Below are 14365 nucleotides of genomic sequence, written 5' to 3'. Positions count from 1 at the left end.
ATTATTTCAGTATATAACTCCTTCTTTATTAAAGAGCACCTACTTCTTTCAAGGCTGCATTTGTTTTGCGAACAGCCTCAGCACTTGCTTTGAACTTAGCCATTTCTTCTTCGTTCAACGGAAGTTCTACGATTTTCTCGATACCATTCTTACCCAGGATTACAGGTACACCACAGCAAAGATCGTTTTCACCATATTCACCTTCCAAAGCTACAGAGCAAGGAATCATCTTCTTCTGATCGTGGATGATAGATTCAACTACAAATGCTCCTGCTGCACCCGGTGCATACCATGCAGAAGTACCCAACAGTTTAGTCAGTGTAGCACCACCTACCATTGTGTCAGCTGCAACTTTCTCCAACTGTTCTGCTGACAGGAAGTTAGAAACCGGCATACCTTTGTAAGTAGCAAAACGAGTCAAAGGAATCATAGTAGTATCACCATGACCACCGATAACCATACCTTCTACTTCGTTAGCATTGCAGCCCAAAACCTGAGACAAGAAATATTTGAAACGTGAGCTATCCAAAGCACCACCCATACCGATGATACGGTTCTTAGGTACACCCAAAGCTTTCAGTGACAAGTAAGTCATTGTATCCATCGGGTTAGAGATAACTACGATAATAGCGTTGGGAGAATATTTCAGAATGTTTTCAGCTACTGATTTCACGATACCAGCGTTAACACCGATCAGTTCTTCACGAGTCATACCCGGTTTACGAGGAATACCAGAAGTGATAACAACAACGTCAGAGTTTGCAGTCTGAGCATAATCATTGGTGCAACCAACAATGGTAGTGTCGAATCCCAACAGTTGAGCTGTCTGCATCATATCCATTGCCTTACCTTCTGAAACGCCTTCTTTTACGTCCAGCATTACTACTTCGTCTGCTACTTCATTGAAAGCAAGTACATTTGCACATGTAGCACCTACGTTACCTGCGCCTACTACGGTTACTTTTGACATAATACTTATATTTTAAAAAGTTGATAATTAGTTCCATCTTTTTGCGACGACAAAAGTACAACGATAATCGTTATTAAAGAAATATTTCCGTAATAATTTTAGTTAAAGAGACAACTCCTGCCAAGATGTAGTTGTACTAATACTTTTCTTCTATTAAATCGGTAGTTGCACTTCATCTGAATACCAAATGTACACTATCCGAATGACAGTTGTATTTCATACGATTATTAATTTGTATATTCAGGAAAAGAAAACTTAAACAAGCTCTTAAAAGAAAAAACTACGTGAAACGCTGTGTTACTATGTAGCGAAATGATTAAATTTGCGGCGAATTATCATCTAACTAAAGAAACATGAATAAAAAGACCCTGCTCATTATCGCCGTATCGGTATTGGTGATTGCTCTTGCCGGCATCACGTATCTACTGTTCACCGAAAAGCAGAATAATCGCGAACTGGTTGAAGAATTTGCTCTTGAGAAAGAAGATCTGGAAAACGAATATACCCGTTTCGCCCAGCAATATGACGAACTGAAACTTACAGTATCCAATGATTCACTATCCGTCTTACTGGAGCAAGAACAGATCAAGACCCAACGTCTTCTTGAAGAATTGCGTACAGTTAAAAGTAGTAATGCCACTGAAATTCGCCGTCTGAAAAAAGAATTGAGTTCATTGCGTAAAATCATGATCGGTTATATCAATCAGATTGACTCTCTCAATAAACTGACTAATCAGCAAAAGCAGGTGATCGCTGAAGTAACACAGAAATATAACGCTGCTTCACGCCAGATAAACAATCTGTCGGAAGAGAAGAAGAATCTGAATAAAAAAGTGACTCTGGCTGCTCAACTGGATGCTACCAATATTTGGATAGAGCCCAAGAACAAACGTGACAAAAAAGTGAAAAAAGTAAAAGATGTAGTGAAGTTTACTATCGGTTTTACCATTGTTAAGAACATTACTGCAGAAACCGGTGAACGTACGCTGTATATCAATATCTACAAACCCAATAATGAAGTGCTGACAAAGAACGCTGCCAATACGTTTGAATATGAAAACCGTTCACTCCCCTATTCTATCAAAAAGTATATTGAATACAACGGAGAAGAACAACCCATTACCGTTTTTTGGAATGTAGAAGAGTATCTCTCTGCTGGCACATACCGCGTAGATATTTTTGCAGATGGTACTATGATTGGTTCACAACGGTTTACCCTTGAATGATTCATGCCCACATCTCTATTCTTAAATTGGAGTTGAATAAAGTAGATTAATTTTTCAATAACTCTGTCTTGCGTTGAAATGAGAATTTGGAATACGATTCATTTATTTTTTATAGGAAAGATAGTGATATCCAATAATATTCCTTACTTTTCGAACAATTCTTAATACTCGTAAACAAACACCCCTTGTTATTGAAATAGTATTCTAAACTCATATGAAAATTCTTCATATAAGTTTAGTAAGATCTACTTATCAAGTGTATTAAACATAAACACTATTAACTCTATAAATTTATGCTTATGAAAACTACAAGATTTTTATTATTCTTATTTATCAGTTTTTACACATTCAATACATGGGCAAAATCTGAAATTCAAGAGCCTTTTAGTATTACTTCAGAGAATGCTGTTCCTGTAGACTTAACTATTTATGTGAATGGTGGTATGCCTGGAATTCTATTTTTATATATTAATAATCAGCCCTTATATCAAGGATATTGGGGAGACGGTTATATGTTATATGGTAATTCTCAAATTGAATTTAAGCCACAAATAGATGTATATCCTGGAGATATCATTGAAGTATATGCATATCTACATCTTGAAGGTGGTAATTCAGGTACTATTTACGTTCAAGTTCCCGATACCAAATCTCCCAGTTTATACGTAACACTTACTAAATTCGGAAATTACAAAATTTCAGCATCTTTTTAATATTAATGTTTGCGAGATAAAACACAGGAATCATGATAGTACTGTTTTAAGAACGAACAAAGTAAATCACCGGTAACAATGCAAAGTTTGTATCCGTTAGCAGAATAGTCTAAATTCAGACAAAAAATAATCATGTAAATCCTCGGTTAATATATCAAACATACAACAATAAAAAGACCGGCCCATCCTAAATATTCCGAGCCGGTCTTTTTTTAAAGTTATAATTACTATCTTTAAGCTTAAGATATATAACTATTTAACACATTTACTTCTTCAGTAATTTAACAGCACGTACTAACTTACCATCTTTTAGAACTTGTCCTACATAAGTTCCACCACCTACATTAACATTGATACGGATCATCTCACCTGCAGATACCTGCTGTGCTTTCTCACAAACAACCATACCGTTCATATCACAAATACGCACTGTGTATACACCTTCTACAGTAAACCGTACATTTACATGGTCAATAAATGGATTCGGATATGCTCTTAATTCTGCCGCTAAATCGACCTCTTCAACACCGTCTGGACCACCTACTGTAATAAAATCAAATGTCTTAGAATCAGTACCCCAACCGTTTTCAAGAGTTAAAGTAGCAGAGTAAGTACCATTTTTAGCAAACGTAACCTGAGCACTACCACCTGTGTCAGAACCTGTTGCATTTGTAATATTACCCTTATCAATAGTCCACTTCGGAGATGTAGTCACTGGATAAGAAGTACCAGCTACAAACGGACATCCAGGTGCGTAAGAAGCATGTTCCCATTGGAAATTACCTTCACCTTCAGCTGTCCCGGCTGTATAAGAATGAAGACCACCCAATACACCTTCTTTGCTTCCTTCATTCATAAACCCACCTTCTTCATTCGGGTCTTTTTCATACGTCCAGTAACCAACCATATTTTCTGGGACATTATTTACATCAACATCTCCCATCGTTGTCAAAACTTCTTCAGCAGTCAAAGCTTTGTTCCAGCATTGGAAATTATCTATAACACCGTCAAGACCGCCAACACCAGATGAAGCCGTACCTATAGCAACCACATGAGCTTCTCTCAAGCCATATTGTCCTCTTGGCCACCATTCGGGTTCTCCTGTATGTACTTTATACCCATCTTCTGCTCCATCATAAGAAGTAACTTCTTGTTTTTCACCATTGATATAGAACGTAAATTTGAAATTTTTAGCAGCATCGTAATCAAAAACATAAGTCAAATGTGTCCAAAGGCCTACTTCTAATCTTGACTTGTCATAATTATAATGCAATTCGTAACTATCTGAAGCAATCCCTTTTCCTCGGAATGCCATTCTATTGATACTACCATCATTTTTTATGTGAGCCCACATGAATCCCCAGTCTGTCATCGGCCAACCTTCCTTCTTGTCACGGATATGCAACATGCTATTTGTTTCAGCATTAAAGTTGTTAACTTTTACCCAAAAAGCAATAGTAAAAGGTTTGTGAGCCTCCAATGCCATTTCACCAACTTTAAATCCAAATCCCAATTCTCCTGTACTCAAGCCTCGAGAACTTGAACCGTCCGCTTCACGACCTGTATAAGTCATATTGACCGGTTCAGCTACTCCCACACTAATATCAGCGTCTTTATCATTGGCCTTTAAACTCAAAATTTGAGGTAACGCTCCCACGCTCTTGCTGGTAATCTGAATGTAACCCGGGAATCTTCTGGTAGTTTCTACACGGTCACCATTTTCATCTGCTTCCGGACCAGTCAACACTAACGTATAGTTGCCGATTTCAGTCAAACCTTCCGGAACAGAGAATAAGGCTACACCTTCTTTCTTCACAACAGAGTTTCCATTACTATCCAAAACTTCCCAAGTACCAACTTCATGTTTAGGATCTACATAGAAAACTTCAAAATCCTCACCCGGTTTGATTGTTGTCTTCGTTATCTGAATATCATCGTTTATTATATATTCACCAGTAGAGAGATAATCACCCCATGCTATTTCCGATTCAGATTTCATATCCAATGAAACTGCCGATACACCAAAGCGAACCTTCGCTTCAGATACTTCATAATCAATCGGAACAGCAAAATACATACCGGCCCATGAAGTAGTAGCACTCATCTGAACTGGCTCTTTTCCTTCCTGCTGTGCATAAAGCTTAAACATCGAAGTCTTTACATCCAAATTATAACAGATGTTATCACCCTTATCATTAGGCATCTCGAAAATAATCTTTCCGTCTACACCATTATGGTTAGAAACCAAAACTTTTGTAGTAGTTATAACAGGTTTTTCCGGAACAGTAGAAGTTGCAGTACCACGAACAATAGAAAACTCGCCTAAATATAGGTTGAGGTCTTTTGCATTTTTAAAGTGCAAAGCTACCATAGCTAAATCTTTACCATTGAGTACATTCAAGGCTCCGGAAATTCTAAATGTTTTTTCTATCCACTCACCAACCTCAATCGAAGCACTTTCGATTACTTTCAAATTATTCTCGCCTAATACTGTATTTTCGTTACCTCTGGCAGAGAGAGCTAATGTCATGTCGGCACTACCACCCATCACTTTATAACGGACTGTAATTATGTCACCCGCTGCTAAACCAAATTCCGTCTTAAACAAGTGTAAATATTCATTTTCATGTGTACCATATATGCGTAACAAAGAGCCACCCATCCAAGCATCGTCCCAGATAAACTCAGCATCCAAACCAGATGCAGGAACATCTTTAACATCACGCCCTATAAACTTACTAGAAAACCACCAACGCCAAGTAGGTAAATAGTCCTGAATACCAATATTATACCATTCGCTGTTTGATTGGCGTTCACCGGCCCAATTAAAGAACTTACCATTACCTAAATTAAAGTTAGTTATAAACGGCTCTTCAGACAGATCCCATTTTAAAGAACTTCTGGCAGTCATAAATTTAGACATACCAAAAAAATTGTAATTATAGGCATTGTAATTCATTGCACTGGTAATAGGCAAATCATTCACCGGATTACGTGAACCACTACTGAACCAACGCTCTACGCGTAACATGTAAGTACGCTGTTTTACTTCGGGCAAAGCACCTAACTCACCACGTGATTCAAAAGGCATATTTTCGCTATGCGCTCCCCAGAGACCAATAGAAAGATTTCTTCCTTCCAAAAGTGGCCAACGAGTTCCAGACTTTGGTTCTGCTCCCTGCATATTAAAACCACAATACAAATCCAACGGATCACGTCCCATCTTTTCTGCATTAGCTATAGAGGTTTCCATTCTGGATACATTGTTCCAATTGTAATTGAAAAACAAAGAAGTTCTGGGATTATCACTATCCCCGAAAGTTTGCTCATTATGGCTTCCTAAACCTTGGTCAAAAGTGATGCCTCCATTATCATTTGTTCCATCATACCAGAAATTTTCAAACAATGGATTCTTACCGGACGTTTTCTCCAATTTATAAAGTTCACTGTGAAATGTCCGTAGATTTTCAAGAAGAGCAGAATTTCTTGTAGAGAATTCCGAGTTGTATCCTAACCCGTCTACACCATAATATTCCATAAAATCGGCCATCTTTTCCGCACCGATCTCGGTAAGAGCTGTCAATTCATTTCCCCAACCGGTACTTAAGCCTCCATAAGGTACTCCGGCCACAACAGAAACACCAACACCATTCTTATGAGCTACATCGGCAAAATTACCCGGCATACGCACAAACGGAGCAGACCAATTACCATAGTGGGTGACATACGACCACATTGGAAACACTTCACTATCAAATACACCGTTAGGCAATGCATTGTTAGGCGGTGTATTAATGGGCACCCAATACACTAATTTTTTATCATTTTTTGCATCTAACTGCTGATTTACCTGCGTAGCCGCATTACGAAAGTGCTGTTTAGGCTTTACACGGGAAATGAAGAAGTTGTCGTCTTCCGTCACCTTACTCCCTTTTGACCAATTGGATAGAACGGTGCTGAAATTTTCACTCGTCTTTCCCCAGTCGATGTAACCTTCTTGCAATTCCTGAGCATTCACCGTTAATGCTAAGAAAGTCAATCCTGAAAAAATAAGATACTTTTTTTTCATTGTCTTAAAATTTAAAATTAATAAATATACAATCTACATAAAAAGGTTATCCGGAAAATCATCCTTTAAAGAAATACTTTCCGGATAACGTATTTTTTATGATCCTATAGATGCTTTCAAAGTAAATCTCTTATCGCCTACCTTAACTATCACATTTACATTGATAATAGATGTTCCATCGTTATCATAAGCTACAGAGACAGTTCCTGATACAATTTCAGCTTTAGCTCCACCAACATCCAATGTCATCGCAGAAGTAGTCGCATCATAAGTACCCGTTGGATCGGAACCTGATACAAAACCATGAATATAAATACGAAACACACCATATTCAGAATCCTGTGAGGTAAGTATTACCGACAATACAGATTCATTGTCGACGAAATCTTCATAGGCTGCATTGCCATCGCTAATTGTATTCTTATCTGTCAAAACAATATCCTCTTTCGGTATTGGAAGTACTTTGATAGGACTATTAGTTGTAATTTTACCACCAGCTTCCGCCTTGAAATATGCCTGACCTGCATTAGATGCAGTAATAGTAGCTATAGATGAATCGTCTTCATTAGGTACTGCCACTGCAATATCATTATTCAGTGAAGTCCAACTTACCGGATAAATGCGCCCGGATACAGTTTCAACTTTTACTTTCCATTTCACAGATGTTCCCACAAACATAGTCAGCGGATTACCCGATTCCCATATAATCTTATTCACTTTTTCAGTTATTTCTAAGGGTACTCTTATCGTTTTATCATTTGAGGTAATAATAAGATTTGTATTTCCTTCTTTCAATCCCCTTACACGCATTGCACCTCCGTCATATCCCAAAAGTTCAGCAAGTGTTTCGTCTTCAACCGTAAAATGTGGCTGGTGATAAGCATAAGAAGATAGAGGTTCAACCGATGGGATAACCAAAATTGTTGCTTCCATTGGCACAGAATAACTTTCTTTATCCGTATACAACTTGTCTACCGGATAACGACGTTTGTAATCCTGTACATCAATAGTGACTGTCGCTTCTGAGCCGTAACAAGTAAATTTAAACTGAGAGGTCCCTTCAAAAGCGGCAGAACGAAGTGCAATATAAGCATCATGTCCTCTAAACTCCACAATTTCTACATCACTCTTAACCAACTGCGCGGCATTTCCCATAGCAGACCATTTATAGAATTTCCGGGCATTTTCCAAATCAGTATTTTGAGCAGGAGTTACTCGTGTATATAACCAAACCGTATCTTCTACATTAAGATCCATCGTTGTATAGTATTCATAAGTAGGATAGCTAAAATCGGATGAAAACGAAGCCTCTACGACCGGACACAACACTACTTCCGTTGACGCTTTCTTCTCATTACCAGATGGACCGATAGACAAAGTAATAGTAGCTGCCCCGGCCTCTCGTGCAGAAGAGAAGGCATATCCCACCATACCAGCTTCTTTGTTTACTTTCAAAGCAGTAGCCTTCGGTACTACCAATTCTTTATTCGAATTCTCCACTATAGGTTCATAATCAAGCAACAAATTCTTCGGGTTGACTACAAACCATATAGTGTCAAAATCATTATTATAAGAATAATAAGTATCCACCAAAGCTCCTACACCATCTACAATATGATTGGTCACTGTCATTTTTGAAATAGCATATTTCCCATTCTGTAGGGTAGCACGTACATTGGTAGTTTTTCCCTGCGCCCCTTCTATTGCTGTTATATTACCATTTTCCAATTTCAACACCCGGTCATCATCCACGGACCATTTTACAGGCGTATCAATCACATCACCACTCACATTACTAACTACAGCTTTCAGAGAAACTGTATCTCCCAGCATGATATACCCATCCTTTGGGCTGATCTCAATATAAACTTCTTCAGCCCCATCTAAAGTATTATCTTCTTTGCATCCCACTATGAAGAGAAGTGAGAAAAAGAAAACACTTAAAAAGAATATATTTCTATATTTTTTCATCACTTATTTTTTTTAGAATTAGAAATTAACAGGAATCACTACTTGCCACTGACTACCATCTTCAATGATCTCTCCTCGAAGTTCTGTCTCCGTATCCCAGAATACACGTGTACCTCCGGTATTTGGACCTCCCAAAGCCGGAATCATACTTTCCTGAAACTCTTGTTTATTATTTTCATCTTCCACTAAAGGAATACGGCGAATCTGTAATTCGGAATCCACATCTTTCATATTATTCAATTTAACAGGGAAAAGACGCGGATATCCCGTACGTCTAAAGTTTGTCCACGCTTCAGCTCCCATCGGGAAATTAGCAATGTATTTCTGCGTAATAATTTTTTCCAACTTTAGTTCGTCTGTATCGCCTTCATTCCACTTTACGCTGGCCGTTACGCGTCCCTTTATACTGTTACCCGGAGAGTACGGATCTTGGTAATCCACCACTTTGACAGTTTCTTTATTCAAGTATTCGGTAATAAAAGCCTCATCATTATAATTATTTTCGGTAAAAGCCAAGCGAATACCTTTTTCATAGAATTCTTTTGCAGTACCACCCATGTTCCATCCTCTCAAAGCACCTTCCGCTCTCAGAAATAAAGCTTCTACGCGCTTAAAGTAGGCTTTGGGCAGTGTCCGAAGATAATTGGAAGAAGCAGAAAATGGGCCGTAACCAGTCTGTTCATTGCTCTTATTAATCATAGCCACTCCCTGACGTATACCTATATAATCCTGATTTTCTCCAATGCCTGAAAAATTTCCGGTATTCGTGTTAATTGGTGCAACATTCTTATCAAACCAAATACCTAATAATGGGTTTTCATAACGCTTCAGTATGTTCTCCAGAGAGGCTCCTAAACGAATATCCATCCAACTTTTGCTAATAGTATACAAAGGATGATCTTCAGCTGTATCCTCATAATAATAACCGATATCGTAGGCATCCTTTTCCGTCAAAACACCAATTTCATCATTAACAGCAGCTTCGGCATACAATTGCGCTTTAGCAGCATCGTACTTCACGATATTCATTGCCATACGTAACTTGATGGAATTAGCAAACTTCACCCAGCGTTTCCAATCACCTCTACTCAAAGTACTTTTTGAATCTTCAATTTTACTCCATTCCACTGCAGATGGTTGCCTATCTTTCAATATCTGAATAGCCTCATCCAAATCTGCAAAAATCTGTTTATAAATATCAGCTCCTTTTTCGTAAACCAAAGGAGGAGTACGTTTCACATTTCTCCAATCATTGAAAGGGATACATCCATAAAAATCAGTCACTTCATGACCTACATAAGCCTGAATAATCAATGCCACCGCACGCCATTCGGGTTTACCCAATTCCTCTGCATGGAAAATTGCGTTCTTTGCCTGTATAAACACAGCATTACTACGCGGACCACCCAAATAGTTATTCGGATAAGTATACAATGTAGGCAACGGACCACCGAATGTAAAGTTATTCTGACTGGTTGTCCAATATCCTGCATAATTATCAATGGAGTTAGAACGTTGGTACTGATACTCATGACCTTTGGATAAATAAATAATCATCTCAGGAATCGCACCTTTTAATTCCGCTTCCAAGACTGAAATATCCGTAGCTCCCAATCCATCTTCTCCTTCAGAATCATTCACTTCTTCTTGACTACCTACAATCCAAGGATATGGATCAAGGTATTTATCACCACAACCAGTCAGCCCAATAACTATAAAAAGCCCCAAAGAATAGTAGCCAAGCATTAATATTTTATATCTTCTTTTCATATCTTCTATTTTTAATTAATTCTTGCGTTATGAAAGTATTAAAAATCTAACTTCAAATTCAAGCCGTAAGAACGAACCGTAGGCAAAGAATAGGAATCAATTCCAGACATACCGTTAGCGGCAGAAACTGAAATATCAGGATCAACAGGTGCATTTTTGTACAAGAAACAAACATTCTTTACTGTAAAAGAAGCTGTCAAGTGACGTCCTTTTCCAAACACATTCTGGAAAGTATAGCCCAATGACAAATCACGCAACCGAAAATTAGTAGCATCATAGATATAATCTTCCATCGGATTAGAACCTACCGTACGATAATACTTCTCTACCGAAACTTTCTGCCCATCAGGTAATACTTTCAAAATATATTCTTTCCCATTCTGTACGACACGTTCTCCAAACAAGCGGTCGTTAGCCGTTCTCTCAGACAGACCATAATAATCTCTATCCGGCTCGGTTAAAGACATTACCTTACCTCCAATTTTGCCATCGATAAGAAAGTAAAAAGTCAGATTTTTCCAGGCAAATGTGTTATTCCAACCCAGATTAACCGGGGCAGTCGCATTCCCCACAAATGTTTCATATTTACCGGAAGCCATAGCAGGCACAGCATTTTCGTAGTCACCGGCATTATTCACCACGATACTTCCATCATCATTTCTCTCAAAACTATTTACATAAATATCACCAAATGAACCGCCTTCTACATATTTAATTTTGAAACCGGCAGGACCTATCTGAACTGTATAAGGAGCTCCTGACGCTGTTTTGTACGTTTCAAGTATTTTATTATTGTTATAGGCTATATTAAAGCCGGTTGTCCAACGGAAATCAGGAGTAATAGCCCAGCGATAATTAGCCGAAAACTCAACACCATAATTTCTGATTTTACCGGTATTCACAGGTTTCTCTTCCCCGGTACTTGTCGTAACCTTCATAAATTGGTTCTTAAGCGTAGCATTATAATAAGTAATATCAAAATTGAACTTATTATCAAACATCCAAACTTCTAATCCCGTTTCATAAGCAGTGGTTGTTTCGGGTTTAGGATCATCGAATGTAGGCGGACGGGCAGATATGCTACCATCACTGAAGTTGTATTGCTGACGAGCATAGAATTGATTCGGAATCGGGTTACCAACAACCGACCAACTTCCACGCAACTTCATCTGGTTTACAGCAGGCATATCCCAAGGAAGCACTTTATCCAATAAAATATTAAGACCAGCAGAATAATAATTAAATGAGGTATAACCGGAAGCAGGCTTTACAAACTGCTGAAAAGATTGTGCCCATTCCAAACGATAACTTCCGTCTACATATACTTTATCCCAAAAACCTATTGAAGCCGTAGCGAAAGTAGCAGCCGACCAATCGGAATAATCGTATGTATCTTCTGCTCGTGTAGCACTACCATTCGGATTACCCGGACGCTTGTAGGCCGAGTTCTGTGGAACAAATGCATTTGGGATACCTGCCGTATCTATTTCGGTTGTGATATTATGAGAACGACTGTATGAGCGCGAAAGGCTGGCACCCAAAGCTATATTCAAGTCTATTTTATCGTCAAAACGCTCACTCATAGTCACCATATGATCGTTATAGATATCTACAGACTTACCACTTGAAGTCCAATACTTACCACCTTTTCCCTGCGCTTCACGCATTGACGTAGCATATTCTGTATTCAACCCGGAACTCAATGTCATATCTACATTGACACGCGCCTGATAATCAATATTTTTCCATATTTTTACTCTAGCTGTCAAATTCCCAAGTATTCGATCTTTATAAGCCTCATCGTTCATCATATTAGCTAACCAATAAGGGTTATTCAGATGCTGATCATACCAATACCACGTCTGAATGGGTTGTCCCGCCAATTTAGGATTACCTCGCGCCGTATCATATACCATCTGATCAGCAGTAGTTCCTGTATGCTGATAGTGATTACGGAAATAACGCATATCTACATTAGACGGCATTCTATAAAGTGCATGTAATGGGCTTAATACACGTCCAATCACAGGTCGGTTAGTCGTTTTTTGATGAATATAATTCAAACTAGTACTAATATCCAATTTTTTATTAAAGAGAGAAAAAGATTCTTTGAACATAAAATTGTGACGACTGAATTTATTATTAGGCACCATGCCAAATTGCGTCGTATTATTATAAGAGAAATAAGTTCGGGCCAATTCTGTACCACCACTCAATGCCACGCCATTATTCAATGTTAATCCCACATCGAAAAAATCTTTCACCGGATCACGCGGATTAGCTGTATAATAAGGTTGTGAAGCGATATCATCCGCTGTCATATCATTGATCTTCGGTCCCCAAGCTTCTAATGTTGCATTCGGAGTTAGTCCATAAACCTGTTGGGTTTTAGGATACATGAACAATGTTTCTACAGAAGTAGAGCTTGAAACATTTACTTTTACCGAACCTTGCTCACCTGCCTTGGTATTAATTATTATCACACCGTTATTGGCAGAACTACCGTATAGAGCAGCCGCATTCGGACCTTTTAAAATTGTCATAGAAGCAATATCATCCGGATTAATGGTAGAAAGTAAATCACCACCATCTCTGGCAGCTCCCGACATTAATTCTGTAGCTTGTTCACTCATACCATTAGACATCGGCACACCATCCAAAACAATCAATGGCTGATTGGTACCCAAAATAGAAGTCTGACCACGTAATACAATCTTTGTAGATCCCCCACCAGCTCCTGAATTATTCGGGGTAATCAATAAACCAGCACTTTTACCTTGAAGAGAATTAATAAAATTCGGTTCTTTAATACGTGTCACTTCCTCAGCTTTTACTGTTTGAGTAGCATACGTCAATGACTTAGCCTCGCGTTCAATGCCCATAGCTGTTACAACTACCTCACCTAAAACCTGAGCATCTTCTTTCATAACGACATTAAATAAGGTAGTACCAGCCACTGATAATCGCGTTTTTTGATAACCTATATAACTAAATTCAAGTACGGCATTGTCACCTGGAATCTCTATAGAGTAATTTCCATCAACATCAGTGATCGTTCCCGTAGTAGTACCTTTCACTAATACACTCACGCCAATTAGCGGTTCTCCAAATTCATCAGAAACCAAACCTTTAATAATACGCTTATTCTGTTGAGCTACTTCCTTTACAGCATTAGCACCTTTAGAAGAATAAAGTACCAGATAATCATTCTTTACCGTAAATGTCGCATTAGTGTTTTCCAGTAAATTCGCCATAACAGAAGATAGTTTCTGATAATTCACTTTCACTGAAACGATTTGGTCAGGGTTCACATCTTTAGTATTGTATACAATACGTAGTGAAGTTTGACGACCGATCTCATTCAATACTTTACTTAAAGGAACATTCGTAAAATCCAAACTTATTGTTACATCATTTTGTGCTGTAGCATACGTAAAGAATGGAACAAAAAGAAATAGGGAAAACAACAAGAGTTCAATCTTGTACTTTAGATTTTTTTTCATTGGGCATTTTTTAACGTTAACAAAATACTTATTACCTTAATCGTAGATGTACATTTTGTACCAAATACAAATTTTCTTCCATTAACTTTTTTCATTCATGTTCTTCATTATTCAATATAAAACAATATATATTAATTTTAATT

7 protein-coding genes are annotated in these 14365 nt (G+C 38.1%); 2 read left to right on the top strand and 5 right to left on the bottom strand.

Features of this window, described 5'->3' with window-relative positions; genetic code table 11:
- Window positions 1-28: 28 nt before the first annotated feature.
- Window positions 29-970, bottom strand: a complete 942-nt coding sequence (gene mdh, locus VCM39_RS03990) for a malate dehydrogenase (protein ID WP_322934102.1) — start codon at window positions 968-970, stop codon at window positions 29-31.
- 353 nt (window positions 971-1323) lie between these two features.
- Between mdh and VCM39_RS03985 the strand changes: the two genes are divergently transcribed.
- Window positions 1324-2196 (top strand): hypothetical protein, encoded by an 873-nt coding sequence (locus tag VCM39_RS03985; RefSeq protein WP_221650543.1) that lies wholly within the window; start codon window positions 1324-1326, stop codon window positions 2194-2196.
- Between the two features lie 299 nt (window positions 2197-2495).
- Window positions 2496-2909, top strand: a complete 414-nt coding sequence (locus tag VCM39_RS03980) for a hypothetical protein (protein ID WP_322934101.1) — start codon at window positions 2496-2498, stop codon at window positions 2907-2909.
- A gap of 265 nt (window positions 2910-3174) precedes the next feature.
- Here VCM39_RS03980 and VCM39_RS03975 read toward each other — a convergent pair whose 3' ends face one another.
- The 4 genes from VCM39_RS03975 to VCM39_RS03960 form a co-directional block, all read right to left on the bottom strand.
- Window positions 3175-6978 carry an endo-beta-N-acetylglucosaminidase gene (locus VCM39_RS03975; RefSeq protein WP_322934100.1) on the bottom strand — a complete coding sequence of 1268 codons (3804 nt, stop codon included), beginning with the start codon at window positions 6976-6978 and terminating at the stop codon, window positions 3175-3177.
- 96 nt (window positions 6979-7074) lie between these two features.
- Window positions 7075-8949: a hypothetical protein gene (locus VCM39_RS03970; RefSeq protein ID WP_322934099.1), complete on the bottom strand. Its 1875-nt coding sequence runs from the start codon at window positions 8947-8949 to the stop codon at window positions 7075-7077.
- 18 nt (window positions 8950-8967) lie between these two features.
- On the bottom strand, window positions 8968-10719 hold the full coding sequence (locus VCM39_RS03965) for a SusD/RagB family nutrient-binding outer membrane lipoprotein (protein WP_322934098.1): 1752 nt from the start codon (window positions 10717-10719) through the stop codon (window positions 8968-8970).
- Window positions 10720-10757: 38 nt separating this feature from the next.
- A complete protein-coding gene (locus VCM39_RS03960; protein ID WP_322934097.1) occupies window positions 10758-14222 on the bottom strand; it encodes a SusC/RagA family TonB-linked outer membrane protein in 3465 nt (1154 codons plus the stop codon).
- Window positions 14223-14365 lie beyond the last annotated feature (143 nt).

The organism is Bacteroides mucinivorans (assembly GCF_034654355.2).
GTDB classification, from domain to species: Bacteria; Bacteroidota; Bacteroidia; order Bacteroidales; family Bacteroidaceae; genus Bacteroides; species Bacteroides nordii.
The sequence above is the reverse complement of the archived record's forward strand: the minus strand, read 5'-3'. Positions and strand labels throughout refer to the sequence as shown.